The sequence below is a fragment of the Cytobacillus oceanisediminis 2691 genome (assembly GCF_000294775.2).
Lineage (GTDB): Bacteria > Bacillota > Bacilli > Bacillales > Cytobacillaceae > Cytobacillus > Cytobacillus pseudoceanisediminis.
Genome location: NZ_CP015506.1, coordinates 615,909 through 641,778, shown reverse-complemented (window position 1 = coordinate 641,778; position 25,870 = coordinate 615,909). Strand labels below are relative to the sequence as shown.

Genomic DNA, 25,870 nt, shown 5'->3' with positions numbered 1-25,870 from the left:
AATTGACCCTGAAAGATCACGTAATATTTCACACTCACAGCTTAATAAGCTCGCGCAAACCAAACCGTATGCTTCGCTTCTTTACCACAATGGATGCATGTGTCCTTAGTTGCCGGCGGATTGAACGGAATGTTCCTTGTTGTGAATTTTGTTTTTTCTTTGACACTTTCTTCACAGGCGTCTTCACCGCACCAGCCAGCCAATATCCAGCCAGGAATGGTTTCATTTAATTCGGATTCTGCTATGTGCTGTTCTAACTGGTCCATTGTATCAATATGTGTGTGTGAATTCTCCGAGCGGAACGCTTTTGCATTTTCGAATAGACGATTCTGCATGGTTTCAAGCTCTTTTTTAATGCTGTCAATAATGGCTTCAAGCGGTACCGCAACTTTGTCTCCAAGATCACGGGCCTTCATTAAGCATTGATTTTGGTCTAAATCACGTGGACCGAGTTCTATGCGGACAGGTACACCTTTCAGTTCCCACTCATTAAATTTATATCCTGGTGATTGATCAGAATCATCTAAGCGGACGCGGATTCCTTCTGCCTTTAATGCTGCAAAGATTTCATCTAACTTCTCCATAATGGCCGGGTTCTTTTTCCATGGCCCGACTGGAATCAGCACAACTTGAGTCGGTGCTATTTTTGGAGGCAGCACAAGGCCTTGCTCATCTCCATGAACCATGATAACGGAGCCAATTAACCGTGTAGACGTACCCCAGGATGTTGTATGGACAAAGGTGTGTTTATTTTCTTTATTCAAATATTTGATATCGAAAGCTTCGGCAAATTTTGTACCTAAGTAATGGGAGGTACCTGCCTGCACAGCTTTTCCATCTTTCATCATCGCTTCAATGGAAAAAGTATCAACCGCACCGGCAAAGCGTTCTGATGGTGTTTTTTGGCCATCATAAACCGGAATCGCAAGTAATCCTTCTACAACCTCTTTATAAATGGAAAGCATTTGCATTGTTTCCTTACGCGCATCTTCTTCATCCACATGAGCCGTATGGCCTTCCTGCCATAAAAATTCAGAAGTGCGGATAAATGGAAGAGTCTTCTTCTCCCACCGGAATACATTTGCCCATTGATTTATTAATACAGGCAGATCCCGATAACTCTTAATCCAATCTGAATACAAATGTCCAATCATTGTTTCAGAAGTTGGGCGCAGTGCCAGACGTTCCTCCAGTTTCTCACCTGCCGCTTCTGTTATCCATGGAAGCTCTGGCGAGAATCCTTCAATATGATCCTTTTCCTTCTGAAAGAAGGATTCTGGAATTAACATGGGGAAATATGCATTGCGATGACCGGTTTCTTTAAAACGCCTATCCATCTCTTCCTGAATATGTTCCCATATTTCATAGCCATCCGGCTTAAAGGCAATACAGCCGCGAACTGGGGTGTAATCAAATAAATCGGCTTTTTGAATCGTATCAAGATACCATTTTGAAAAGTTGTTTGGCTTTTGTTGAGACATCTTCTTTTCCTCCTTGGAAAATGAAATTTGTTTAAAAAATAAAAAAGCATAAAGAGTCCTTCAAAAGGACGTCTTTACGCTAATAGACGTGGTACCACCTTAGTTCGACTTTAATTTAAAATCTAAAGTCCTCCAAACGTTTGTAACGAAACGACCCGGTTAGCTTTACTAACAATCTCCGTGGCAGGGTTCAATAAGGAGGGGTGATATAGCTTTCAGCCCAGGCTATATTTTCTGTTTCACAATCCTTATTTACTTGATCACATCATTGATTCCATATATATAAGTTAATATATCAACTTGTCACAGGCAATTCAATATTTACAGGAGTTTATTTTCCATTTTAAACAGCCTGCCCCAAAAGACTTTAAAAAAGACCCTCAGCTGATCAATGTTATGATAAACAAGTATGTTAACTATACATTTTTTAAGTTAACATTTAAACGTAAACGAACCATTTCAATTGGGGGGATTTTATGTATAAGCTGCGAGGCCATCATCTTTTTTGCCTTCTGGGATATCGGGGAATGGGCTACTCTCAGGAATACGTGGAAAATATGACACGTTTGCACCAAGCCTTGAGAGACAACCCCAGGACATGGATACAGCTTGTAAAAGGGCCAGATCAACTGTGTGAAAAGTATCCCAACTCAGGTGAATACCACTGTGAACACAACGATATTTATGAAAGAGATGCCGTTATTTTAGAAAAACTTGGACTTAAGATCGGGCAAATCCTGTATTGGAAGGACATTGAGTCGAACATTCAAAAATATGCCCTTCCCTCAGATATTCAAACTGTTTGCGAAACGTGTTCCTGGCGTTCATACGGCGTTTGTGAAGAAGGTATTCAAGATATTCTTGAAGGGAAGGGCTTAAGGGAAGTAAAGTGACCCTCCCTTGTTAAATACCCATTCTTAAACTTGCTTGAGAACTGTTTTAGATTTGCAACAACCATTAAATTATTATCCTGTTTATACAGGAATTAGTCGAGTCCTTTCAGAATATATGTAAAAAAAAGGTAATGGAGGGATTAACATGGCATTTGTGGCTATTTTGACGGTTGGACGGCTGAAGCACTCAGAAGAACATCCTGCCTCCCGGGAGTTTTTTGAAGCGGGAATTGAAGTCATGCGAGAGGCTGCTAAAACAGGGCACCTCATAAAAGAATTCTCACCAACTAGAGCTAAGTTCCCTGAAGAAACGATTAAAGGAGAGGGTACCCCCATTCTCACCTTAACAGTATGGACAAACCTTCAATCTTTATATCAGTTTACCTATTCTGGCCTGCATAGGCAGGCATTGCAGGACAGGAATAAGTGGTTTGGGCCTCTTCCAGAGAGACAGCCAAATTATGTGGTGTGGTGGACGGATATGTTATCGGATGTATCCTGGAAGGAAGCTTTTAATAGATATGATTTTTATATCCAGCATGGACCTGATTCTTTTGCATTTGACTTTAGACATGCATTTGATCAATTTGGGAAACCGATCCTGCTTAAATAGCTGGGGTTAATTCTCCTGCACAGCGTTTTTCCTATCAGCACTTTACTGCGGCCTCACCTTATACATTAAATGAATTTCATTAGCCATATAATCGGAACTAAAATGAAGTCCCTTCTTTAGCCACCACATGATGATGCCTACCAATGAGGCTGTTTTAATATCTATAGAAACATATTCGCCGGGCAATTCCTTCTGTGTATTCTTTCTTCTTATTTCTACTAACTGTTTTAATAATACGAATAGTTTTTCCTCGAATTGATTCATCTTGAATAAGATCAGCAAATACTTTCTGTGGATATATAAATAATCAAGCAATTGGGTCAGCTGCTGCTTTTCTGATAGATCTTCCGATTGTATCAATGCTGCAATTTTATCAGATAGCCCGCTTAAAATTTCTCCGGTAATTTGCGTTAGAAAATCTTGAATATCCTGATAGTGCAAGTAAAATGTTGTCCGGTTTAATCCTGCTTCGGCCGCAACTTTCTGAACGGTCAGTTTTGAAATATCGGATTCCTCTGATAGCAGGGAAAAAGCTGCTGTTTTGAACATTTCCTTTGAACGGATTGTACGGGGATCTTCCTTTTTCGGCGCAGACATTCTAACCCTCCTTTATAGATTTTCATGGACTTTCTCAACAGCCCCTATTCATGCTGTCGATTAGTGAACACACACAAGAAAACTGTTCATGGTCAAGAATAGATGGTTTTGTTACTATGAATTTTATCGACAACATGTTGAGAATACAAGTTCAGAACGAAGGAGTTTATGAATGAGCAATGAAATAACAGAAAGCAATAAAAAAATATTATTAATCGTTCTGATTGCCGGCTGTTTCTTATCCACCTTGAATCAGACTTTATTAAATGTGGCATTGAGCAGTTTCATGGAGGAATTCAACGTAAAAGCAGCAACGGTCCAATGGTTATCAACCGGATTTATGCTTGTAAATGGGGTATTAGTCCCCATCACAGCATTTCTGATGCAGCGGTTTACAACAAGGCAGCTGTTCATTAGTTCAATGTTCTTTTTACTCATCGGATCTGTCATTAGCGCCTGTGCACTGAACTTTGGCATGCTGCTGGCAGGGAGAATGATTCAGGCAATCGGCGCCGGAATTATCATGCCCCTGATGATGACCGTCATTTTATATTTATACCCCGCCGAGCATCGCGGAAGTGTAATGGGGAAAATTGGCTTTGCAGTAATCTTTGCACCGGCCATTGCTCCTACCCTATCCGGTTTTATTATTGAATTTGTTTCATGGAGATGGCTGTTTATTGGGTTAATTCCCTTTTTAATCATCGTCATCGTTCTGGCTTTCAAATATTTGATGAATGTATCGGAAACATCAAAAGCGAGATTGGATCTCCCAAGTGTTATTTTGTCCACGATTGGCTTTGGATGCATTTTATTCGGATTTAGTACCGCGGGAAGCAAAGGATGGCAAAATCCTATAGTCCTTACAACGATCATTGCAGGAATATTCTTTACAGCTCTATTCTGCTTGCGGCAGATGAAATCAAAGGAGCCTTTACTGAATTTATCTGTATTTAAGTATAAAATCTTCACTCTCACATCGCTTATCAATGTCCTAATAACGATGATTATGTATGCGGATTTAATCCTTTTGCCCATTTACCTGCAGGACGGGCGCGGATTCACGGCTTTCGAAGCAGGATTGCTTTTATTGCCCGGGGCTATCATCAACGCTTTCTTATCTCCAGTTACTGGAAAAATGTATGATAAATACGGTGCAAAACCACTCTTTATTACAGGATTAGTATTTGTCAGTATTTCCATGTGGGGAGTAATCGATTTGAACGAATCGACTACTTATATGTATTTAATGGTCCGCACCATTATTTTGAGAATAGGATTAAGCTTTATTACTATGCCTTTAAATACAGCAGGATTGAATGCTCTGCCAAGAGAGCTGGGATCTCACGGCTCAGCCGTTAACAACACCATTCGCCAATTGTCAGGTGCGATTGGAACTGCAGTTGTCATCACTTTATATACGATCCAGGCAACTTCATATGCTTCGGAGTTGTCCAAAGAAAACATGACAGGAGGCAAACTGGAGAGCTTAGCTTCGATCTTTGGTTCAAGTTCTGCCTATGTCTTTATGTTAGTCCTATCCCTTGCAACACTGATTTTAGTTTTCTTTGTGCCTAAAAAATCGCCAAAAAACACCCATGATAAAGGATTGGCTCAACAAAGCCAAAGTTAATAACACGAGCATACCTAAGATTTCTTGGGTATGCTTTGCTATTTCTCGATTTTAAAAATGGGTGCTTAAGCGCAGTCTCTTGATTTTTAGTCTGTATAATTGGATCCTTCTTCCAAAAGTAAATCTGCCAGCCCCTCTTCTGATACTACATTAATGCCATTCCTTTTAAGCAAGGCCGACGTGACTCCATCTCCAGGAATTTTGTTGCCCTTAAACTCGCCGTTATAAATCATTGAACTTCCACAGGAGGGACTATATTCTTTTAGCACGACTGCAGTAACTTGCAGCTCTTGGGCCTTTCTTAACGTGATATAGGCTCCTTCTATGTAAAAATCGGTAACATCTCTGCCTGATTTTTCAATTACTTTAGCTTTGCCATCAAGAACATCTGCTCCGTCACCGTCTATTATCTCAGCAGGTTCTCTTGGTGTTGAAAAACCTCCAAGCAACTCAGGACAAACAGTAATTGCCTTCTTCTGCTCCAGCATTTGACGGATTTTTTGATTTAAGCAATGAGTGCCGTTATATCTTACTTCCAACCCTGCTAAACAAGAACTGACTAATATCATTAGTGACACCTCAATCTAATAGTTATTCTTCCACTAAGCGAAAATAAAAAAGAGTCCTTAATTGTCTAACCGGACTTTACTGCAATTATTGTTAGTAACTATACACATCGAATCGCCATAAAGGCAGGGAATTACCGGTTCTTCCTAAACAAATCTATTAAATAGTAAAGCTGTGAAATTATAAATGATAGCAGTAATACAATTATGGTTCCAAATATATAAACCGCTTCTTCTGCCGGATTGCCTCCACCCATAAATACGGATCCAAACATAAAAAAGAGTAAGACACTTACGATTGCAAATAAGAAAAAAATACTAATATACTTTGACATAGACTCCCCCATAAATCCATTCTTTCTTTAATTTCATTCGTTTCTTCTTTAGTATTTCCTTCTTTCATTGCCTTGTTATGCTTTTTATTTGTTCTTAAACATACTATTCATTTCCAATAAGAAAAGTTTAAGTTAAAGAAAACAAAAAAGGAACGGAAAAAATCCATTCCTTCATGAAAAGATGCTGCTCTTATTTAATGTTTTTATTTAGTGAATTTCGGTTTAAAATCACCCTTATAAGGTTCATGTTCAACAAACACAGTTATATCTTTGCCATCTTTGTCTTTACCCGTTCTTTTATAAGTAAATTTATTCTTATTAAGTTCGGTAAGTTCAAGCGCTGCACCATACTTATTAGCCCCAATTGAAACATGGGCTCTTATTTTATTTTCGTTCACAATATCGAAGTAGCCAAAATCACCGCGGCTTTTCCCTGTTTCAAGATTGAAAAATTCGTATTGATTCGTTTTGTCATCAAACTTTGCCAGACTTATAAACATCGTATTATACTTTGTTACATCATTGCCGTCTTCATCTAATACCTTTGTTCCGTTCCAGAGGGTACTGCCTAAAATTTTATCTCCATCTATATCTTTAACGATATCCCCCGTAACAGCGTCCAGCTGCTTGTTGGGATCAGTAAAAGAAAGCTCATTTTCTTTATAGGGAATATGTTCAACAAATACCTCTACGTCGTTGCCTTTAGCATCTTTCCCTATTCTTTTATAAGTAAAAATATCTTTATTTAGTTTTGTCATTTCGACAACAGCTTGATAATTCATTGATTCTGAAATTAATATTCTTTTCTTCCCATCATTGGTAATAAAGAAGGTTCCCTTGTCGCCACGGCTTTCGCCTGTCTCCGCATCGAAAAATTCATATCTTCCTGATTTCACATCATATTTCGCAAGACCTATGAAGTTTGCATTCTCTTTTGTTAAGTCGTTCTTATTTTTGTCATACACTCTTGTACCTTGCCAATTTGTGCCGCTGAGAATGTTAGCCATTTCCTGTCCTTTGGTTAATTTATGATCCTTTTTAGTCTCTTTAACCACTTGTTCTTGCTTCTGCTTACTATGATTTTCCTGGGCATTTGCACCAGCGCTGCACCCCGTTGCTACTAATGTAAATCCAAGAAGTATGGATGTTATTGCTTTTGCTTTTTTGTTCATTTATATCGTCTCCTCATTCTCATTTTTGCCTATTTTGCTCCTGCTCTTAACAAAATCTGTTCAATCTCTTTAAACCCTTTCTCACGTGCATGCTGCAGAGGAGTAACATTCTTTCTATCCGGAGTATTCACATCCGCCCCGTGATCGATTAGTAATTGCACAGTTTGCTGCTGTTTTACATTTCCATTATTCAAAATAATTGCTTCTAATAAAGCTGTCCAGCCGAGATCATTTACATGATTTACATCAATATCAGTCTTGTTGAGAAGTTCCTTGATGGCATCTATATGGCCATGTTCTGCAGCAGGGATCAATGCAGTTCCACCATACCGGTTAATTATCACCGGATCCGCACCTGCTTCGATCGTAAGCTTAAGAATTTCAACGTATCCTTCTGCGCCTGCATATAAGAAAGGGTTGTTTTTCATATTATCCTGAATATTGACGTCAGCCCCCGCTTTAATCAGGATTTTGGCGGTTTCGACATCATTATTGTAAGTTGCAATCATAGTAGCAGTTCGTCCGTCTGAGTCCTTTTTATTTAGATCAGCACCTTCCTCAATCAATCTCTTTATTGTTTCTGTTTCCCTGCGCTCTGCAGCTTGAAGCAATGGTTCACTCATATCCATATCTTCCCGTACCTCTTTTTCCTGTGTTTTTGTATCTGCATTATTATCTGAGACACAGCCTTGAAGGAGAATAACGCCTCCAATCACTATTGTTAGCCACCTCCTCATCTACTTCACCTGCCTATCTTCTTTAAATAAAATGACTCAGACTAGTTACTGCTTCTATTATGTTAGTATCAAAATGTGAACTCCCTCTAAAAAAATTCTTAAAGAAAGATAAACTTAATCTTAAAATTTCTTCATATATAAAAAAAATAGCCGTCACCTTTGTGACGGATCAAATTAAACACAGATTAATTTAAACATTGAATCGATAACCGGCTCCCCAAACGGTTTCCAGGAATTTCGGCTGTGCAGGGTCTCCTTCAATTTTCCCTCGTATTTTTCTAATATGAACGGTGACTGTTGAAACATCTGCAGCTGACTCCAGCCCCCAAATCTTTTCATAAAGCTGTTCTTTGCTCAATACTTGATTTGGATGCATTAGAAGAAATACTAATAAATCAAATTCCTTTGTTGTAAACGGAGTTTCTTCTCCGTCAATATAAACTTTACGTGCTGACTTATCAATTGTTATCCCATGTACGAAAATTGTATTTGTTTGAGTCTGTTTTCCTGCTAAACGTTCATATCGCTCTAAATGTGCTTTCACTCTGGCTACCAGTTCACTCGGACTAAAAGGCTTGGTAATATAATCGTCTGCCCCTAAGCCGAGACCCCGAATTTTATCGATATCTTCCTTTTTGGCTGACACAAACAAGATAGGAATGTTTTTAACTGCGCGTATTTGTTTACATATTTCAAACCCATTTACTCCTGGAAGCATGATGTCCAAAATAATTAAATCATAGTGTTCTTGAAGAGCCTTTTGGAGTCCTTCCTCACCAGAATGTTGAATATCGACACGAAACTTATTTATTTCTAAATAATCTCTTTGCAATTCTGCAATACTAATGTCATCTTCAATAAGCAATATTTTTTTCATATTTTTTCACCTTTCTTTAGGGAAAAGAATACACTTGTACCTTTACCCATCTCGCTTGAAGCCCAGATTTCCCCTCTATGCTCCAAAATTATTTGTTTCGCGATCGCAAGTCCTAAGCCGCTTCCGCCTGTCTCGGAACTTCTTGATTGTTCTGCACGGTAAAAACGTTCAAAAATATTTGGCAAGGCAGAAGGTTCTATCCCTTGCCCATTGTCTTCGACTTTAACAATTACATCGCCTAATCGATCATGAAGAGAAATAGAAATCTTCTTCCTGTCTTTATTCATATATTTAACACAATTACTTATTAAGTTGGCCAATACTCGTTTCAATTTCTCTCTATCCACTTTCACGAAGATTGGTTTATTCAAAAGATGAAGCTCCAAATGGATTCCTTGCTGAAGTAAATCCAAATAAAGTTCTTCTGCATAGTCTTTCATATATTTATCCAGTTCGACAGTTTCGAAATGGAATGGTTCTTTTTTCAAATCCAGCTTGGAAAATAAGAAAAGCTCATCAATTAATGAATCCATGTCTTTTGCTTTAAAGTGAACAGTCGACAAATACTTTTCCATCTTCTGAGGGGTATTGGCTACACCATCTTTTATCCCCTCAACATATCCAATAATCGATGTGATAGGTGTCTTCAAATCATGCGAAATATTGGCCAGAAGCTCTTTTCGATTTTCTTCATACCGAAGCTGGAGGTCTATCGATTCTTTTAGTTTAATTCTCATTTCCTCAAATGCTCTATTTAATTGTCCGATTTCATCATTTGAAACAGCTCCGATTTCAAAATTTAAATCTCCTGATTTTATTCTTTCAGCACCTTCTTTAAGAACTGAGATAGGTTTAATAATGCTTCGTGAGACTAAATAATTTAATATACCAATAATCATAATAAACAGAAACAGTAAAAGTCCTGATAAAATAGGAAACAATTCTCTAATGACCTCAGCATAGGAACTGGCCTTCCTTAATACGAAAACACTTCCTTCACTTTTATCCGGGAAATAAAAATCAAACTTTACATAGGTAAAAAAATAGTCGTTGAGTTTAATCGTATCTCGAGTATTGATGTTTGTTTCTTCAAAACCTGGAAGGGATTTAACCAATGCCTGTTTGTCAAGAGCATGGGAAGCGTACTCAACTTTTGTGCCTTTTCTAACAACAATGTCGATATCCTCTTTCTCAATCTTTTTAAGCTCCTTTTCATTTAGGAGCTGTTTCGGATTATTTTTAGCCAAAAGCTTTAAATCGAGAAACACACTTTCTTCAACTGTTGTCAAAGGTTTTTGTATATATGTTTTTTTGTAAAGATGCTCTATAGATCTTACATCACCTGTTATGGCAAAAATAATTAAAAAACCTGCTGCCAATAATAAAGTGATCGAAAAAAGAATCACTCCAATATAAGACAGCAGAAACCTCATTTTAATGGACATCTGTTTCACTCACTCTGTTATAAAAATTTTCATTAGATCATACCTTATTCTTAGCATTCAAGATAATTTTATAAACCCTATTATCCAGATTAAGAAATTAAAAGAACTATATCACATAAATCTTAAAACTTTCTAAAATATGTATGAAATATTTCTAAACAGCTGAGCAAAAGTGATTTCCATAGAACTATGCCCGAAATGTTTTCCCCAGATGTTCGCCTAGTCCATAGTAGTGCCTGAAATTATAAATGAGGGGACTCCATTCATGAGGGTTCACATGATGATCATCCTTAAGGATGGATGTATGCGCATGGACCTTTAATGCCGTTACTTCCACAATGGCAAAGTGAGAGTCATGTTCCGGAACTCGAATGTGCTCCACCCTGCTCTCGATCTGAAGTGGACATTCCAGGATTCTAAAGGGCTTTACAATTTCTGCTTCCTTCTTCGTAAGGGAGGCTGCAGAGAATTTATCTTTTTCAAAGCGGAATGAATTAACCCGTTTGTATTCCGGTACTGGGTACTTGCCTGTCAGTGGCGCTAATGCCTCTACTTTCTCCCAAAGGCCAGGGCCAGGAACGTTTACGACACATTCGGGATGATTGCGAAGATTTTCCAAAGCCTTTCCCCCCTCCCCGATTCCAAGGACAATGCATTCCCCTAATGCCCATGACGAGGATAAGGGGCTGATGTTGGATGTCCCATCCTCATTAAGTGTTGTTAACAATATCACCGGAGTTCCATAGTATAAGATTTTAGGCTGAATCGACTTGGTGATTATTTGGTTTTCTTCCTTTTTCATTGCAGTTTCCTCCTGAACTTTTTTACAAATATCATTGTAAGGGGTAGATATTTCAATTATCATCGAAATATGGATTACATGGAGGAATAAGATATGAATATGAATTCAAATGTAGCAAAAGTCGCTTCTCTGGTCAGTGAACCAAGTCGGGCAGCCATACTGACCGCCTTATTGGATGGCCGGTATCACACTGTAAATGAACTGGCCCATATGGCACGGATTAAACCGCAAACGGCCAGCTTTCATCTCAAAAAAATGCTGGATGCTCAAGTGGTTTCAGCAGAAAAACAAGGAAGGCACCGGTATTATGGCATCATGAATCAAGAAGTTGCCCAAGTGATGGAATCCTTTCTATCTATTGCGCCTGCTGCAGAAATTAAATCTTTTAAACATGCCTCTGAAGATAAAGCGATCCGCTTTGCCAGGACGTGCTATGATCATCTCGCTGGAAATTTAGGAGTGCAAATAACTGAATCACTAAAAAGAAAAGGATTTATTGCTGAAGAAAATGACACATTCAGTGTTACGGAAGATGGAATAGCATTCTTTCACTCTATGCAAATCGACCTGACCTCTTTGAAAAAGAAGCGTCGTTCTTTTTCCCACAAATGTCTCGACTGGAGCGAAAGACGCCATCATCTTGCAGGCGCACTGGGGAATGCCATCCTGGAAAAATTCCTAGAGCGAAATTGGATACAGCGCATCCCCAAAACACGTGCCATCAAAATAACCCCTCAGGGAATGAAGGGCTTCAAGGAAAACTTTGCTATTGATTTGGATAGAAAATAAGAATGGTTCTCACACATTCTAGGTGTGAGAACCATTAGCAGTCCTATTGTCACACTTAATTTACAGCAGCAACGTTCTTTTTTAGCCGGACTATGATTTCAACCAAGCCACTGAAAATTGTAAGCAACAATTCCTAAGAATGCCATACACCTGCACCAAATGCTAACCCAAACATTGCCCATATTGCTTTTGTATTCACTTGATTTTTATCCTTTTCACCCAAGATCAGCACCTCCTATAAAATGGACAGTATGAAAATAATAAGCCAAGGTCCTCTCTAACAAGAGGACCTTATTTCTTTTATATCGCTCTGGCTTTCATAACAAAACGATGCTGCTTCACATCAATAAAGCCTTTATAGAGAATTGTTTTGTGTATTTCATACAAACTCTCTTCATACTTTTCAATACTAAACCCTGGAACTTGCCAAGGTATCGCTTTTAGATAATATACTAATGCACCTATATCGTAAAATCGCTGAATGGGGAATTCTTCATTTCCATACAATACTTCAAACTGGTTTTCTTCTAGTTGCTGTACGGCTCTCGCCAGATTCCAATTTTCAAATTCATGATTCACTGCTGCACCTAACGATTTATTGACTGCTATACAATCTAAGCCCCCGACCTGCTGTGTCAGGAATATGCCATTTTCTTGAATGATCCTTCTGACTTCGTTGGGTGAGTAGGATTCATGCTGATTTAAAATCAGGCTGAACTGATCGTCAGCAAAAGGCAGGTCCTTATCTTCCTCAATCGGAACAACCGTTACACCCAGAGGTTCAAGCTTTTTTCTTGCCAATGCAATGTTTGGCCTGTAGCCTTCTGTTGCAAAAACAAAGCCAGGAAATGGCCGTAGCATCGATAAGAATTCACCACCGCCTGTACCCATGTCCAGCACTGATTCGGCATCTTGAATGAGAGAACGCGCCATACTGCCATAGGACCATGAAAGCAAACCGCTACTCATGCGTCCTGTTCCAGTAATCAATGAAAAATCCCATCCTAAAAACTCTTTATTTACGTCTTTTAAAAAACTAGAAAATTGACTATCTTTTATCATCACTTTGCCTCCCGGGAGTTCCTTATTTTTATAAGGATAGGAAGGCGGTCCTCTAATATAATTAGCGGATTGTTATATTTCATGCTCCAATAAATTCATTTCAAATCCCCCTGCCAAACATTGTCTGAACATCATTTCAATATTCTTTATCTAATTGGAAATTCCTTCTTTCCCATTTTATATAAGCATATTACTGCAAAAAAAAATAAAGAGGGCAAGCTTTGATTAATATCTCTCAAAACTCGCCCTCCATTTATGCTACATCTCTAAATCCGTAAATGCATACGGCAATAAATCCTTTAATGTCAATTCTAATATTTCTTTTTTCTCATTTGTTAAATAAACCGGCATTTCCGGCAAACAGAATTCGGCTAAAACTTGTCTGCAGATGCTGCAAGGCGGAAGAAAATCTGCCGTATCTCCTGCTACAGCTATAGCCTGGAAATCACCTTTTTTGTAACCATTCGCAATTGCAGTGAAAATTGCTGTTCTCTCGGCACAGTTCGTCGCACCAAACGATACATTCTCCACATTCACTCCATTAATGACAGTGCCGTCTTTCAGTAATAAAGCGGCTCCAACCGGAAATTTTGAATACGGAGCATAAGCTCTTTCCCTCATACTGCGTGCACTTTCCATCAATTGCTCTTTATTCATAGTTACCCATCCTTTTCAAAGAAGAATGAACTTTTCACAGTCCCTTAGGCCAATGTAAAATTGGCAGGATTTTTAATATATATTTTTTTGAAATGTTTGTCAATAAAGACTTGATATTTTCATACATGAATAGAGGAAGGGGCTCAATATATCATATTCCATAATGAATCATATATTTTCTGCCTTCATATGCCTCTTTAATCTTTTGTGCTAGTTCATAAAGTTCAAGGGAGTTTTCATACAAGTTCAATGAAATAACCACATCATAGAATAATGATAATGATTCTGGCGGAATGATCGTGATGCCGCTAAATGCCAATCCAAACTCTGGGCGGTCAAGTGAATGAAAATAGGTTTTTACAATAAGTAATCTCTCATATATAGTATCAACTATTTCATCATCAACAGAAATACAATCATATTTTACCGGTTCATACGCAATTCCAATTTAACTATTATTTATATCTTCAATTATGCCAAATTCGTGGACAGGCACTGTGTTTAACTCCTAAAGCAAAGGGTGCCCCATCTAATTCCTTGGATTCCCGAATGTAGCTTATTTTATTTTTACCAATTCCTTATCAACAGAAATAACCTCTTCTTCAGCATAAATCACATATGCACACCCGCTCTCATATTTCTGTGAACTGAATTCACCCAGTATCTGGACAGGGCCTTTTTTCAAATGGTAAATAAGCTGATGATCATTCTCTTCACTATCAAATGCTGTTAAATTATTTACCAAAAAGCCGTTCATGGCTTGTTTATATATGTTAATCATATTTATTCTCCTATGCATATAAATCTATTTGACAAGCACCAAGGGGGGGATGGATATGCACTGGAGAAAATACTTTATTCTGTTTATTCCAGCCCTTTTGATATTTATAACCTCCATTATTGTGGTTCCAGATTATAAATTTTATCTCGTATCAATAGTTCCCTTCGTTTTTGGATGAGCTACTACTCATGGGTTTATTTAGAGGAAAGGCAAAAGAAGCAGTAATTTCTTTTTCTTCCGCTTTACAGCCCATCATCAACATATTTCACTTCTATAATTCTTACATCTCTTTCCATGAACAGCGAGCCAGAATTAAATAAAAAAATGAAAATGATTAAAATGAAAATAAAAAAGATTCCACCCTTATATTCCTGGGATTCATTTATGCTGCTCATTTTTTCCCGATATTTTCGCTGGACTTTTCTTCTTTTCTCTTCAGCGTTCACTTTGAATCCCCTCACAAAGTTGTTCCAATCTAACACAAAACACGGACATCCTTTAATTTCCATTTTAACACAAAAAAGAAATACCTTTAATTGAGGATTCTGAAATTTTTTTGCATATAAAAAAAGCCGCCTGCACTGGCAGCTGATTTCATAATAGTAACTCCATCTCAGAATCCTTATCAATAAAACCCATTTTCTTATAAAGATGATAGCCATCCTGTGAAGAATGCAGCCAAATACGTCCTACCCCCAAACTCCTGCAATTATTAATACATTCGTTTAAAAGTGAACGACCTAGCCCATATCCTCTATATTCCGGTTTAGTATACATATTCATTATATATGCTTCTAATCCGCTTATATTTTCCCCATGCGGTGGTCTTTCAAAAAACACTAAGCCGCTTATGGCAACAACTGTCCTCCTAACATCAGCTACCCAAGCAGAATAACCGCCATTAGACAACTTTTCTTGAAAATATCTCCCGTTTGCATCAAATACTATTGCTCTGTTTCCTTCACTAACGTCTCCTACCGCCTTTAGGAGCTCTATTCTTAATCCAGTAATTGCATCAACATCCTTAAGTGCAGCTTTTCTGATATTCCAATCCATTTTACCCTCTCCCAGCTTTTTATTCTTCTCATCCAGAACAGTTTACCAAATCAATCCATAATGTCTTCTCCTCCTTTAGACCCAAAAGTAATTACTCACGCCTTTTTGGTTTTACACATTTTTTTTATAGGGGTAGAATTGTTGTGCACTGAGATTCTGAATATATTTAACCGATTATTCACAAAATCTATAGGAAGACAAGCAGATTGGACTGAACAGCATGTGGAAAATTTACAAAATGGATATTAGAAGTATTTTTACTAATTGGGTTGCGGCAGTATTAATCGGAGGCTTGACGTTACTGCCTTCTTTATATGCCTGGTTTAACATCGAGGCTTCTTGGGATCCCTATAGTCAAACGGATCAGCTTCCAGTAGGAATCGTGAATGAAGATGCCGGAGCAGTGGTTCGTGATAAGGACATACATATTGGAGATGACATCGTCAAGGAATTAAAGAAGAACGATGATATGGACTGGCACTTTGATGACCGTAAAGACGCGATGGATAAGGTGGAATACGGCGACTATTTTGCTGTCATTGTGATTCCGGATAATTTCTCCCAGAAGCTAGGAACCGTCATTGAAGACCAGCCCGAAAAAGCGAAAATCGAGTATTATGTGAATGAAAAAATCAATGCCATTGCACCTAAAATCACAGAAAAAGGTGCAGGCGGGATTGTCGATACGGTTACAAGCAATTTCATCTCAACCGTTAACGGCACTATTTTTGAGAAGTTTAATGAATTGGGTCTGGAGATTGAAAAAGACCTTCCGGATATAAAGCGGTTCGAAGAGTATGTTTTTCAAATGGAGGAAAAGCTTCCTGAAATCCATTCCTTATTAAGCAGCTCCCTGTCAGATGCAGAAAATGCCCAAAAAATGATTGATAAGGCACAAGCACTCGTTCCTGATGCCAAACGCGCAACAGGAAACGGTCTGCAGACCATTAATGAAACGATGAAATTTATAAATGAGGCTGAGAATCGCCTGAATGCAATGGAGCCCCAGATTCAGGAGAATCTGGAGAAGGTCCAGAATATGGCGGTAAAGGTGAACGATTTTATCTCCTCGGTTCAATCCTCTGATTTGAACCTGGACCAGGGAAAGGAAATAGGCAATCAAATCAATGAGCAGATAGCAGGTTCGCTTCAGAATATCGAGACTATCGAAACAGCGCTAAAGCAGCTGCAGGAATCCAATAAGGAACAAGGCACAAGCCAAAATCAGGAACAAATCAATCAGGCTCTGGAACAAATAGCCTTATTAAAACAGGAACTGCAGACTATCCAGGAAAACGGACAAAAGATCAATGCCTTTCTTTCAGACAAGCAGAAGGAAGCAGATGATTTAATCACCCGGCTTCAGGAAAATTCAGCTGTAACCGCAGGCAGGATCGACGCATTCGTTAAAGAATATAATGAAAACATCCGGCCAGCCATCAAACAGGAAGTGGCCAGCGCCAAGGAAACATTGAGTAATGCCCGGAATATCCTGACTGAAATACAATCCGCCATGCCTGAGATCGAAAAAATCCTTGCGAATACAGAGGGGAACTTAGGTGAAGGAGAAAAAACGCTTAAGCACATTATCGGAGAGTTTCCATATATAAGCGAAAAGATTAATCAATTAGCCGATCGGATTCGGGACATCAAGGGCGAGACAGACATCAACGAGATCATTGAGCTGCTGCAAAATGATCCCGAAGCAGAGAAGGGTTTCTTCGAGGAACCTGTTCAGCTTAATAAAAACAGCCTATTCCCAATCCAAAATTACGGAACAGGAATGACTCCCTTTTATACCGTACTTGCGATATGGGTAGGTGCCCTTCTATTAATTTCCCTTTTGGCTACAGATGTTCATCATCATGAAGAATTTACGGGAAAACAAATCTATTTCGGCAAACTGCTGACCTTCCTAAGCATTGGATTTGCACAGACCCTCGTAGTGACAATAGGGAATATCTTAATTCTCGGAGTGGATGCAACTGAACCAGTATGGTTTATCCTGTTTGGACTGATAAGCAGTTTAGTGTTTATATTAATTGTTTATACATTAGTATCTGTATTTGGCGATGTAGGAAAAGCCATGGCGATTGTCTTGCTGGTGCTTCAGATTGCAGGTGCTGGCGGAACCTATCCGACCGCCTTGCTTCCTGAATTTTTCCAAACCATCCACCCCTTCCTGCCCTTCTCTTATGCCATTGATTTAATGAGAGAAGCTGTTGGAGGCATTGTTTGGGAAAGAGTTTACAGAGACCTTCTGGTCCTGACGCTATTCGGTTTCATTGCACTATTAATTGGAACCTTCCTGAAAGAGCCATTAAGCAGAAAAACAAAAGCGCTAATGAAAAAATCAAAGGAATCGGGGTTGTTTCATTAGGATTTAAAAGTTTTATTAACCCTCTTGACCTTTTCCAAAATGTGTAATAAAATCAGTAAAAATATAAATATGAGCTATGATAAGGATACGAATCTTTCTTTGTTTTCTTTCCAGAGATCAGGGCCATTTGGCTGCAAGCCCTGAAGAAAAGGGAATGATTTACCGCCTTGGAGCTATTATGGGGAATTGATCTATACCAGAGTATCCATAATCGGGGAATCCGTTATCTTTTTGAGCATAAAGCAGTCTTTCGGCATGCTTTATGGAATTAGGGTGGAACCACGGCCGCACTCGTCCCTTTTGCTGGGATGAGTGCGGCTTTTTATTTTAATTAAAACTATATAATTAGCGTTGATAAGGACATGAATCATTCTTTATTTTCTTTCCAGAGATCAGGGTCACCGGCTGCAAGCCCTGAAGAAAAGGGAATGATTTACCGCCTTGGAGCTATTATGGGGAAATGATCTATATCAGAGTATCCATAATCGGGGAATCCGTTATCTTTTTGAGCATAAAGCAGTCTTTCGGCATGCTTTATGGAATTAGGGTGGAACCACGGCCGCACTCGTCCCTTTTGCTGGGATGAGTGCGGCTTTTTATTTTAATTAAAACTATATAATTAGCGTTGATAAGGACATGAATCATTCTTTATTTTCTTTCCAGAGATCAGGGTCACCGGCTGCAAGCCCTGAAGAAAAGGGAATGATTTACCGCCTTGGAGCTATTATGGGGAAATGATCTATATCAGAGTATCCATAATCGGGGAATCCGTTATCTTTTTGAGCATAAAACAGTCTTTCGATTGCTTTATGGAATTAGGGTGGCACCACGACCACACTCGTCCCTATGTTTGGGAGGAGTGTGGTCTTTTTTTTATAACTAAAAATCAGGAGGAATTGAAATGGAAGCAGAAAAAATAAATCATAGAAAGTTAGGTCAAGAGCTGGAGCTTTTCACATCCATGGAGGAAGCCCCAGGAATGCCTTTTTTCCTGCCAAATGGAATGGTGATGCGAAATGAACTTGAAAGTTATTGGAGACGAAAACACCAGCGGGCAGGCTATCAGGAAATTAAGACACCGATTATGATGAAACAGGAACTTTGGGAACAATCCGGCCATTGGAATCATTATCATGAAAATATGTATTTCTCAAATGTGGATGAGCAAAATTATGCGATAAAGCCCATGAACTGCCCGGGTGCGATATTGGTTTTCAATAGCAAACGGAGAAGCTACCGGGAATTGCCTCTCCGCTATGCGGAGCTGGGATTAGTCCACAGACACGAACTCTCGGGTTCTTTGAATGGACTGTTAAGAGTCCGGTCGTTCACTCAAGATGACGCCCATTTATTTGTGATGGCTGATCAGATTGAGGCCGAGATTGATAAAATACTTGTCCTAATTGATGAGTTCTACTCCCATTTCGGTTTTGACTATAAAGTTGAACTTTCAACACGCCCGGAGGAATACATGGGATCACAAGAAATGTGGGAACGTGCTGAAGGAGCTTTGGAATCTGTTTTGAAAAACAAAGGAGTAAACTATCAGATTAATCCTGGTGATGGGGCGTTTTACGGGCCGAAAATTGACTTTCATATATTGGATTCGCTCGGCAGAAGCTGGCAATGCGGTACTGTCCAGCTGGATTTTCAAATGCCGCAAAAGTTTAATTGTGCATATGTTGGTGAAGATAACAAACTTCACCTTCCCATTATGATTCACAGGGCAATTTTTGGTTCAGTTGAACGTTTCATGGCTATTCTAATTGAACATTTTGCAGGCGATTTCCCACTGTGGCTGTCACCCGTTCAAGCAAAGATCATTCCAATCTCTGACTCGCATGCTGAATATGCAGACTATGTGAAATCACAATTGGAAGAAGCAGGCATCCGTGCTGAAGCCGACTTTAGAACAGAGAAAATGGGACTCAAGATCAGGGAAGCCGCAAAACAGAAAGTTCCCTACATGCTGGTGATTGGTGATAAAGAAATGGAGCAGCAATCCCTGTCACTGAGAAAACGTAAAGAGGGAAATATCGGTGTGATGAGCATTGAGGAAGTAATTGAGCGGTTTATTAATGAAACAAACGGCGGCAGATAAATCTTTCAAGCTCAGAAGGAATTTATTCCTTTTGGGCTTTCCTCTTTTACAAATAATCTATCTCTCCGAATTTTCTCCAGTTAACAATATCTTAATTTTCAAAATAATGTTATTATTTAAATGTAATAATTTTACACTTAGGGGAGGATTATTTTGAAAACCACTGCAATTGAGAAAGCCATTATTAATGAGACAACAATCAATTCACCACTCAATCTGGTATGGCTCGCTTGGACAATCTCTGATAGGGTATCTGAATGGTTTGCACCTGAAGCGAAAGTAGAAGCTAAGGAAGGCGGAGCTTATGAGCTTTATTTTATTCCCGGAAATAGTACGGGCATGAATACGAAGGGATGTAAAATTACTAAGCTTATTACTGAAAATGAGCTTGAGTTCACATGGAAAGGCCCAGACCAATTTGAGGATTTAATGAATAATGAGGATGAATTAACAACTGTTCATGTAAGTTTCCAGGCAATCCATGAAAATTCATCAAAGGTGATTGTTGAACATAGAGGATTTAAGAATCATGAAGATTGGATTGAAGCAATAAACTGGCATCAAATGGCCTGGTCAGGTGTACTGGACAGTTTAAAATCAGCTCTTGAAAAGGGCGAAGGAAACCTCTGCTGCCAGCCTTGAAAGCAAATACCTGCGGACACTCTTTTTTAAAACCGCAGCCAATTTTCTTCCAATTAATCCCTCTTCGGTATCTTTACTTACATATGTATGTTACAATGAAAGGTGAATCAAACCCTTAGGGTCAACTTGACTTTTCTTAGTCACCCCTTCGAAAGGGGGATAAAATTGGAGAAAATAAGCGTATTCCTGGATGATTATCGGAAAGCGCCTGATGGTCATGTATTAGTTGAGACCATTGATGAGTGTATCCATTTGCTTCAGACCTTTGAAATTGACCACTTGTCTTTAGACCATGATTTAGTAAGTAAATCGAGAAATGGTCTTATGCTTGTTCATTTAATGGTTCAAAAACAGTTATTTGCGGATCGCATAACTGTTCACTCTGCCAATTCCACAGGCGGGAAAGCTATGTATCATTATTTAAAACAAGCACAGCAGGATTTTGAAATGCCCACTGATATTAAAGTAATCTTAAGGCCACTGCCCCTAAACTTCATTCCGCCAAATCATCTGCAAAAATAGTAGAATTCACCATACCTATTCCCCTTGATCACAGGATATATATATATGTCACCAGTATATGGGAAGCAGAGTTTTTAACTGCTTCTTTTTTCATGACTTTAAAAATGATATGAATAACTGGAACCAGGCAAAAATAAATCCGCTTCTCCATATAGAGGAGCGGATTTAGCTTTAAGATTTTACTCCTATACGTTCAAATATGCCCAGGCATATTGTGCATATAGCTCTGCGCCTGTCGATAAGGCGTCTTCGTCAATATTGAATTTGCCGTGGTGATGAGCCCATTCGGTGTCTTTCTCTGGATTGCCGCTGCCGACTAGGGCGAAGCTGCCAGGTGCTTTGTCCAGGTAAAAACTGAAATCCTCCGCCCCCATTGTTGGATTTTCATTATAAAGAAAATCTTCCCCGAAAGCTTCAGAAGCAACTTTTTGCACAAGGTTTGCACTGTATTCCTCATTAATTACCGCTTGGGAACCCCGAATGTATTCCACTTTTGCACCAGCACCATAGATCGATGCCGTCTTCTCAGCATAATTCTCAAGCTGTCTTTCAATATGATCCCTTGTTTCAGGATCGAAGCAGCGGACTGTTCCCTCGATGACTGCATTTTCAGCGATGATGTTAAACCTTGTGCCCACCATCATTTTTCCAATGGTGAGTACGGCAGGCTGCTGGGCATCAATGGTTCTGGACACAACACTCTGGACATTCATGACAAAGGATGAGGCCACTATAGCAGCATCAATGCAGTCATGCGGCATCGCCCCGTGCCCGCCTTTTCCTTTGAATGTCACCTTGAATATATCAGCTGATGCGAAGGATGGCCCAGGTGTACAGGACACTTTATGCGTCGGCATTTGCGACCAGATGTGGATGCCAAAGACATTGTCCACACCTTCCATCGCTCCCTGTTCCACCATCATCTTCGCCCCTTCCGCTACTTCTTCGGCTGGCTGGAACAGCAGGCGGACATTCCCCGGCAATTCTTCTTTTATCTCATTTAATGCCTTGGCGGCAATCAGCAGCATCGCGGTATGGGCATCATGTCCGCATGCATGCATTTTTCCATTTTCCAGGGAGGCATAAGGCAGATCCTTATTCAATTCCTCCACCTGCAGCGCATCCATGTCTCCCCTTAAAGCTACCGTCTTTCCGGGCTTCCCGCCTGCTATTTCAGCAATAACACCTGTTGGTTCCGTTCTTTTAAAGGGAATGCCCAGACCATCTAGGTACTCACAAATAAATTGGGTGGTTTTAAATTCCTCCCATGACACCTCTGGTTCACGATGCAATTTTCTTCGCAGCTTCGTTAATTCATCACTATATGCTCCAATTAATTCTTTTAGCCCATTATGAATCATCTCTTACTCCGCCTCCGTTAACTCTATTGCTGCCTCAAATAGGATTTGAACAGCTTCGGCAATATGCCTGGAATCCGACCATTCTTCCGGACAATGGCTCAGGCCATTTTTACTTGGAATAAACAGCATCCCAGTACTTGTGTAATCAGCGAAAACCATTGCATCGTGCCCGGCGCCGCTATTCATGGGGCATGAAGTGAAACCCAGTTCACTGCTTTTCTTCTTTAACAGACTCACAATCTCTTTATTCATCTCTTTTGGCTGAATATATAAAAGCTGTTCAACCGTTATTTCTACTCCGCTATCACGATAGATCCCTGCTAATTCTTTTACTTTTTGAATAACATTCTGGACATGTTCTTCCTTGCCGGAGCGAATGTCTACAGAAAAGACCGTTTGATCCGGAATTACATTGGCTCCATTTGGATAGACCTGCATTTGCCCAGTGGTTACTACCGTTCCTTCTCCTTCGGCAGCAGCCAGCTCCGGGAATTGGGCTATCATCCCGGCGGCCGCAACCAGCGCATCAGACCGCCTGTCCATTGGAGTGGTCCCGGCATGCCCGGCCTGTCCTTTTACGGTTACTTCCAATTGCGTTAAGCCGACAATCGCTTCGACTACCCCTATTGGGATATTCTTTTCTTCTAAGATAGGTCCCTGTTCAATGTGCAATTCCAGATAAGCCTTTACTGACTGCTGGTCTCTTGTTTTCGGAAGAGACGGATCGAGCCCGATTTTCTTCATGGCTTCAACGGTCGTAATGCCATCGTTATCCTTCAATGATTTAAAGTCTTCCTCAGCCAGCAAACCGACCATTCCGCGTGAACCCATTAAGCCGCCGCCAAATCTGGAGCCTTCCTCTTCGATAAGGGCGATAACCTCCAGAGGATATTTTGGCGTTAATCCGTTCTCAGTGAAAAGTGCAGCGACTTCAAGTCCTGCTACAACTCCGGCAGGACCATCATAGGATCCCCCATTCGGGACGGAATCAAAGTGAGAACCGATCAGAACACTTGGTGCATCTTTTAGGGACCCTTCAAGCTTTCCAAAGATATTTCCCAATCCATCTTCACGGACAGCCAAGCCCGCTTCCTTCATTTTCCCCTTAATATACTGTCGCGCAAGCAGATCCTCCTGACTATACGTCAGCCGGGTTGTTCCTTTGCCTGGAGTCGCTGTATAAGTGCTTAATGTGTCAATATGGTTTTTGATTCGCCCCTGTACTTTCTCCAGATTCACATTTTTCCCTGTTTGAACTTCACTCATTTCGATCCAATCCCTTTCTTATAATAGTCCGACAAAAATTCCGGCTAATACCACCGACACAATCGTCACCGTGATGAATCCCCCGACAAGCATAGGCGGAAGCATGTTGCTGGTCAGCATTTCCCTCTCTTTTTCATCTTCTGTCAATGATTTAATCACTTCATTTGTAATAATGTAGTCAGCCGGGAAACCATATAGTGCCGTCAGCGAAACCGCGAAAGCCATTTCCTTGCTCACCTTTAAAATTTTCCCTGCGATGAATGAGAAGATATACATTCCTATTACGCCTAGAATAATGCTTCCTGCCAGCGGATAAATAATCTCAAGCATCATCCCGGGTGTAGCCTGCTTTAAGCCGTCAAAAATAAAGAGCATCAGGGCCATGATCGCAAAGCCAAAACCATTTGCTTTCTGCAGTACCTGCTTCTCAAGAAAGCCAATACTTGTGGCAATAACCCCGAACAATAGACAAAGTACAAATGGACTGACACTCGCAACTGGAGCCAGCAGTGTTGATGTCAGATAAGCAAGGTAGGATACTGCCGCCAATCTTAAAAATTTGAAGAAATCTGTATTATATTTCTCCGGCATATTTCGAAAAAGCTTAAGCTCAGGTTTTGGAGCTCCCTCTGCTGCTGCAGCCGTCTCTTCACTCGCCATGCCCTGTGTCTTATAAGCAAGCTTTCCGCTTCGGTACTGCTGTAAAAGCCGCTTTCCTTCTTTTTTCAGGACAATGGAGGTGAGCGGATATCCAGCAAATCCCTGCATAACATAAATCACGATTGCAAAGACAGATAAAGAAGCCAGTCCCGCTTCTTTCGCTCCTTCGGACATAATCAGGGCAGATACAACGCCTCCAACCAATGGCGGAATGGCGACAACCACCGTTTTAAATCCAAAGATAAAGGTACCGATTCCAAGTAATATCGCGATAATTCCCAAAATCCCTGACAAAGCAATCACAATCGTCTTCCACTGATTTTTCAATTCCTGAATCGATAGCAAAGTCCCCATATTGGTAATCAATAAGTACATCATCATCGTAGCCACAACCGGCGGAACTCCTGCCAAAGCTACGATGTCCTGCGGAAAAAAAGTCCAATAGCCGGCAAGGAACAGTACGGCACAGACGAAAATGGACGGCACCCATGCCTTCGTGCGAACCGCAACCAAATCTCCAATAAATAAAATAAGCAAAAGAATTACTAACGCTAACAGCTGTGACATAAACCCTTCCCCCTCTATGTTGAATACCTATTCATTCGTGTTGCGAAAAATATATATTGTTAGAATAATAATACAATTATACTTTTCAGTCAATTTAAATTATTGAAAATTTTATGTAAGCGATGTCATTCCACTTTTTGTATGGAGCTTAATTCTTTATATAGTTTGGTAAAATAATATTATTATTTTATAAGTTCATGAGAGCTGGAGAAAAATAAAAACTCGTCAATATGACGAGTTTTCTGGATTAGAATTTAATTAATACATCCCCAATGTTATTCCATTCATATATAAGAAGATTCAATTCAGCACCTGCAATAGTAATCTTTTCTATTTTATATAATTCTGCACCATAATACTCATAGAAATGGCGGGTTTTATTATCTTCAAGTACCTCAACAAAAATTCTATTAAAGCTAAGTTCTTCAAATTGCAGGAAAACCTTCCTTAATAGCCTCTTGCCAACTCCCTTACCTTGATATTCCTCTAGGAGGTAAATGGCAGTTAAGTCACCGGATTCCGGAACATGATTACTTTCTCTCTTGCCGCAATCAGCAAATCCGATGATTTTACCATCGCTATTTTCCGCAACAAATACATAATTTCCCTTTTTTATAATATTTTCATTCCATAATTCCGTACGCCTGTCATAGGATAGCTTCTTCAAAAATTCATCAGGAATGATATTTTTATAGGTTGTTCTCCAGCTATCAACATGTACCTTCGCAATACCCTTTGAATCAGCTAAAACAGCTTTTCTTATGTTCATGAGCTTCACCTCTGAAAAAGGATAAGGTTTATATTCCATAGAAACACAAATAATCCCTTTCCCAATTCAGCAAAAAAAAGGAGCAGCAGCTGCTCCCTTTCCTGAT

27 protein-coding genes and 3 other annotated features are annotated in these 25,870 nt (G+C 39.6%); of the genes, 8 read left to right on the top strand and 19 right to left on the bottom strand.

Annotated features, from left to right (window positions below; all coding sequences use genetic code 11):
• Positions 1-41: 41 nt before the first annotated feature.
• Positions 42-1,481, bottom strand: coding sequence for a proline--tRNA ligase (proS, locus tag A361_RS03400; RefSeq protein ID WP_009335359.1), 1,440 nt, complete (start codon positions 1,479-1,481; stop codon positions 42-44).
• Positions 1,482-1,542: 61 nt separating this feature from the next.
• Positions 1,543-1,759, bottom strand: a binding site (T-box leader).
• Between the two features lie 198 nt (positions 1,760-1,957).
• On the opposite strand from proS, the gene A361_RS03395 reads away from it, so the two are divergent.
• On the top strand, positions 1,958-2,374 hold the full coding sequence (locus tag A361_RS03395; RefSeq protein ID WP_009335360.1) for a DUF1284 domain-containing protein: 417 nt from the start codon (positions 1,958-1,960) through the stop codon (positions 2,372-2,374).
• A gap of 145 nt (positions 2,375-2,519) precedes the next feature.
• Complete coding sequence (locus A361_RS03390) at positions 2,520-2,987, top strand: DUF3291 domain-containing protein (RefSeq protein WP_009335361.1); 468 nt, start codon at positions 2,520-2,522, stop codon at positions 2,985-2,987.
• Between the two features lie 42 nt (positions 2,988-3,029).
• On the opposite strand, the gene A361_RS03385 is transcribed toward A361_RS03390, so the two are convergent.
• Complete coding sequence (locus A361_RS03385; protein WP_009335362.1) at positions 3,030-3,584, bottom strand: TetR/AcrR family transcriptional regulator; 555 nt, start codon at positions 3,582-3,584, stop codon at positions 3,030-3,032.
• Positions 3,585-3,756: 172 nt separating this feature from the next.
• On the opposite strand from A361_RS03385, the gene A361_RS03380 reads away from it, so the two are divergent.
• The gene (locus A361_RS03380) at positions 3,757-5,217 is read left to right on the top strand and encodes a DHA2 family efflux MFS transporter permease subunit (protein ID WP_009335363.1); all 1,461 of its coding nucleotides are present in this window, start codon (positions 3,757-3,759) and stop codon (positions 5,215-5,217) included.
• A gap of 86 nt (positions 5,218-5,303) precedes the next feature.
• Here A361_RS03380 and A361_RS03375 read toward each other — a convergent pair whose 3' ends face one another.
• The 7 genes from A361_RS03375 to A361_RS03345 all read right to left on the bottom strand — a co-directional run bounded on the left by A361_RS03375 (position 5,304) and on the right by A361_RS03345 (position 11,151).
• Complete coding sequence (locus tag A361_RS03375; RefSeq protein ID WP_009335364.1) at positions 5,304-5,786, bottom strand: DUF523 domain-containing protein; 483 nt, start codon at positions 5,784-5,786, stop codon at positions 5,304-5,306.
• Between the two features lie 131 nt (positions 5,787-5,917).
• Positions 5,918-6,118, bottom strand: coding sequence for a hypothetical protein (locus A361_RS03370; RefSeq protein WP_009335365.1), 201 nt, complete (start codon positions 6,116-6,118; stop codon positions 5,918-5,920).
• 203 nt (positions 6,119-6,321) lie between these two features.
• Positions 6,322-7,290 (bottom strand): DUF4822 domain-containing protein, encoded by a 969-nt coding sequence (locus A361_RS03365; RefSeq protein WP_009335366.1) that lies wholly within the window; start codon positions 7,288-7,290, stop codon positions 6,322-6,324.
• A 29-nt stretch (positions 7,291-7,319) separates the two neighbouring features.
• Entirely contained in the window at positions 7,320-8,027 is a 708-nt protein-coding gene (locus tag A361_RS03360; protein ID WP_009335367.1) for an ankyrin repeat domain-containing protein, read from the bottom strand.
• Positions 8,028-8,217: 190 nt separating this feature from the next.
• Positions 8,218-8,904: a response regulator transcription factor gene (locus A361_RS03355; RefSeq protein ID WP_009335368.1), complete on the bottom strand. Its 687-nt coding sequence runs from the start codon at positions 8,902-8,904 to the stop codon at positions 8,218-8,220.
• Entirely contained in the window at positions 8,901-10,349 is a 1,449-nt protein-coding gene (locus tag A361_RS03350; RefSeq protein WP_019379575.1) for a sensor histidine kinase, read from the bottom strand. The genes A361_RS03355 and A361_RS03350 overlap by 4 nt, the downstream gene beginning before the upstream one ends.
• A gap of 187 nt (positions 10,350-10,536) precedes the next feature.
• Positions 10,537-11,151 carry a flavin reductase family protein gene (locus A361_RS03345; RefSeq protein ID WP_009335370.1) on the bottom strand — a complete coding sequence of 205 codons (615 nt, stop codon included), beginning with the start codon at positions 11,149-11,151 and terminating at the stop codon, positions 10,537-10,539.
• A 93-nt stretch (positions 11,152-11,244) separates the two neighbouring features.
• Between A361_RS03345 and A361_RS03340 the strand changes: the two genes are divergently transcribed.
• A complete protein-coding gene (locus A361_RS03340) occupies positions 11,245-11,940 on the top strand; it encodes an ArsR/SmtB family transcription factor (protein WP_019379576.1) in 696 nt (231 codons plus the stop codon).
• A 300-nt stretch (positions 11,941-12,240) separates the two neighbouring features.
• Here A361_RS03340 and A361_RS03335 read toward each other — a convergent pair whose 3' ends face one another.
• The 6 genes from A361_RS03335 to A361_RS03310 form a co-directional block, all read right to left on the bottom strand.
• Positions 12,241-13,002: a class I SAM-dependent methyltransferase gene (locus A361_RS03335; protein WP_019379578.1), complete on the bottom strand. Its 762-nt coding sequence runs from the start codon at positions 13,000-13,002 to the stop codon at positions 12,241-12,243.
• 258 nt (positions 13,003-13,260) lie between these two features.
• Positions 13,261-13,659: a cytidine deaminase gene (locus A361_RS03330; protein ID WP_019379579.1), complete on the bottom strand. Its 399-nt coding sequence runs from the start codon at positions 13,657-13,659 to the stop codon at positions 13,261-13,263.
• Between the two features lie 151 nt (positions 13,660-13,810).
• Entirely contained in the window at positions 13,811-14,107 is a 297-nt protein-coding gene (locus A361_RS30185; protein ID WP_236888049.1) for a short-chain dehydrogenase, read from the bottom strand.
• 108 nt (positions 14,108-14,215) lie between these two features.
• Positions 14,216-14,440 (bottom strand): hypothetical protein, encoded by a 225-nt coding sequence (locus tag A361_RS03320; protein ID WP_019379581.1) that lies wholly within the window; start codon positions 14,438-14,440, stop codon positions 14,216-14,218.
• A 242-nt stretch (positions 14,441-14,682) separates the two neighbouring features.
• On the bottom strand, positions 14,683-14,886 hold the full coding sequence (locus tag A361_RS03315; RefSeq protein WP_019379583.1) for a hypothetical protein: 204 nt from the start codon (positions 14,884-14,886) through the stop codon (positions 14,683-14,685).
• A 148-nt stretch (positions 14,887-15,034) separates the two neighbouring features.
• On the bottom strand, positions 15,035-15,496 hold the full coding sequence (locus A361_RS03310; RefSeq protein ID WP_019379584.1) for a GNAT family N-acetyltransferase: 462 nt from the start codon (positions 15,494-15,496) through the stop codon (positions 15,035-15,037).
• A 220-nt stretch (positions 15,497-15,716) separates the two neighbouring features.
• On the opposite strand from A361_RS03310, the gene A361_RS03305 reads away from it, so the two are divergent.
• The 4 genes from A361_RS03305 to A361_RS03285 all read left to right on the top strand — a co-directional run bounded on the left by A361_RS03305 (position 15,717) and on the right by A361_RS03285 (position 21,141).
• Positions 15,717-17,876, top strand: a complete 2,160-nt coding sequence (locus tag A361_RS03305; RefSeq protein WP_019379585.1) for a YhgE/Pip domain-containing protein — start codon at positions 15,717-15,719, stop codon at positions 17,874-17,876.
• 67 nt (positions 17,877-17,943) lie between these two features.
• Positions 17,944-18,178, top strand: a binding site (T-box leader).
• A gap of 40 nt (positions 18,179-18,218) precedes the next feature.
• Positions 18,219-18,452: a binding site (T-box leader), on the top strand.
• A gap of 325 nt (positions 18,453-18,777) precedes the next feature.
• Complete coding sequence (thrS, locus tag A361_RS03295; protein WP_019380255.1) at positions 18,778-19,977, top strand: threonine--tRNA ligase; 1,200 nt, start codon at positions 18,778-18,780, stop codon at positions 19,975-19,977.
• Between the two features lie 153 nt (positions 19,978-20,130).
• The gene (locus A361_RS03290; protein WP_009335375.1) at positions 20,131-20,619 is read left to right on the top strand and encodes an SRPBCC family protein; all 489 of its coding nucleotides are present in this window, start codon (positions 20,131-20,133) and stop codon (positions 20,617-20,619) included.
• Positions 20,620-20,784: 165 nt separating this feature from the next.
• Entirely contained in the window at positions 20,785-21,141 is a 357-nt protein-coding gene (locus tag A361_RS03285) for a cyclic-phosphate processing receiver domain-containing protein (protein ID WP_019380254.1), read from the top strand.
• Positions 21,142-21,326: 185 nt separating this feature from the next.
• Here the strand turns inward: A361_RS03285 and A361_RS03280 are convergent, their stop codons facing one another.
• The 4 genes from A361_RS03280 to A361_RS03265 form a co-directional block, all read right to left on the bottom strand.
• A complete protein-coding gene (locus A361_RS03280; RefSeq protein WP_019380252.1) occupies positions 21,327-22,502 on the bottom strand; it encodes a M20 family metallopeptidase in 1,176 nt (391 codons plus the stop codon).
• A gap of 3 nt (positions 22,503-22,505) precedes the next feature.
• Complete coding sequence (locus tag A361_RS03275; RefSeq protein WP_019380251.1) at positions 22,506-23,768, bottom strand: Zn-dependent hydrolase; 1,263 nt, start codon at positions 23,766-23,768, stop codon at positions 22,506-22,508.
• Positions 23,769-23,786: 18 nt separating this feature from the next.
• Complete coding sequence (locus tag A361_RS03270; protein ID WP_019380250.1) at positions 23,787-24,995, bottom strand: hypothetical protein; 1,209 nt, start codon at positions 24,993-24,995, stop codon at positions 23,787-23,789.
• Positions 24,996-25,242: 247 nt separating this feature from the next.
• Positions 25,243-25,764, bottom strand: coding sequence for a GNAT family N-acetyltransferase (locus tag A361_RS03265; protein WP_026041589.1), 522 nt, complete (start codon positions 25,762-25,764; stop codon positions 25,243-25,245).
• Between the last annotated feature and the right edge of the window lie 106 nt (positions 25,765-25,870).

Excerpts from the sequence above, each read along its gene's own strand:
- A361_RS03335 (WP_019379578.1), bottom strand. The coding sequence starts at position 13,002 with ATGATAAAAGATAGTCAATTTTCTAGTTTTTTAAAAGACGTAAATAAA.
- proS (WP_009335359.1), bottom strand. The coding sequence starts at position 1,481 with ATGTCTCAACAAAAGCCAAACAACTTTTCAAAATGGTATCTTGATACG.
- A361_RS03370 (WP_009335365.1), bottom strand. The coding sequence starts at position 6,118 with ATGTCAAAGTATATTAGTATTTTTTTCTTATTTGCAATCGTAAGTGTC.
- A361_RS03320 (WP_019379581.1), bottom strand. The coding sequence starts at position 14,440 with ATGATTAACATATATAAACAAGCCATGAACGGCTTTTTGGTAAATAAT.
- A361_RS03275 (WP_019380251.1), bottom strand. The coding sequence starts at position 23,768 with ATGAGTGAAGTTCAAACAGGGAAAAATGTGAATCTGGAGAAAGTACAG.
- A361_RS03365 (WP_009335366.1), bottom strand. The coding sequence starts at position 7,290 with ATGAACAAAAAAGCAAAAGCAATAACATCCATACTTCTTGGATTTACA.
- A361_RS03265 (WP_026041589.1), bottom strand. The coding sequence starts at position 25,764 with ATGAACATAAGAAAAGCTGTTTTAGCTGATTCAAAGGGTATTGCGAAG.
- A361_RS03360 (WP_009335367.1), bottom strand. The coding sequence starts at position 8,027 with ATGAGGAGGTGGCTAACAATAGTGATTGGAGGCGTTATTCTCCTTCAA.
- A361_RS03310 (WP_019379584.1), bottom strand. The coding sequence starts at position 15,496 with ATGGATTGGAATATCAGAAAAGCTGCACTTAAGGATGTTGATGCAATT.
- A361_RS03395 (WP_009335360.1), top strand. The coding sequence starts at position 1,958 with ATGTATAAGCTGCGAGGCCATCATCTTTTTTGCCTTCTGGGATATCGG.
- A361_RS03375 (WP_009335364.1), bottom strand. The coding sequence starts at position 5,786 with ATGATATTAGTCAGTTCTTGTTTAGCAGGGTTGGAAGTAAGATATAAC.
- A361_RS03270 (WP_019380250.1), bottom strand. The coding sequence starts at position 24,995 with ATGTCACAGCTGTTAGCGTTAGTAATTCTTTTGCTTATTTTATTTATT.
- thrS (WP_019380255.1), top strand. The coding sequence starts at position 18,778 with ATGGAAGCAGAAAAAATAAATCATAGAAAGTTAGGTCAAGAGCTGGAG.
- A361_RS03380 (WP_009335363.1), top strand. The coding sequence starts at position 3,757 with ATGAGCAATGAAATAACAGAAAGCAATAAAAAAATATTATTAATCGTT.
- A361_RS03345 (WP_009335370.1), bottom strand. The coding sequence starts at position 11,151 with ATGAAAAAGGAAGAAAACCAAATAATCACCAAGTCGATTCAGCCTAAA.
- A361_RS03305 (WP_019379585.1), top strand. The coding sequence starts at position 15,717 with ATGTGGAAAATTTACAAAATGGATATTAGAAGTATTTTTACTAATTGG.
- A361_RS03385 (WP_009335362.1), bottom strand. The coding sequence starts at position 3,584 with ATGTCTGCGCCGAAAAAGGAAGATCCCCGTACAATCCGTTCAAAGGAA.
- A361_RS03390 (WP_009335361.1), top strand. The coding sequence starts at position 2,520 with ATGGCATTTGTGGCTATTTTGACGGTTGGACGGCTGAAGCACTCAGAA.
- A361_RS03350 (WP_019379575.1), bottom strand. The coding sequence starts at position 10,349 with ATGTCCATTAAAATGAGGTTTCTGCTGTCTTATATTGGAGTGATTCTT.
- A361_RS03330 (WP_019379579.1), bottom strand. The coding sequence starts at position 13,659 with ATGAATAAAGAGCAATTGATGGAAAGTGCACGCAGTATGAGGGAAAGA.
- A361_RS03280 (WP_019380252.1), bottom strand. The coding sequence starts at position 22,502 with ATGATTCATAATGGGCTAAAAGAATTAATTGGAGCATATAGTGATGAA.
- A361_RS03355 (WP_009335368.1), bottom strand. The coding sequence starts at position 8,904 with ATGAAAAAAATATTGCTTATTGAAGATGACATTAGTATTGCAGAATTG.
- A361_RS03340 (WP_019379576.1), top strand. The coding sequence starts at position 11,245 with ATGAATATGAATTCAAATGTAGCAAAAGTCGCTTCTCTGGTCAGTGAA.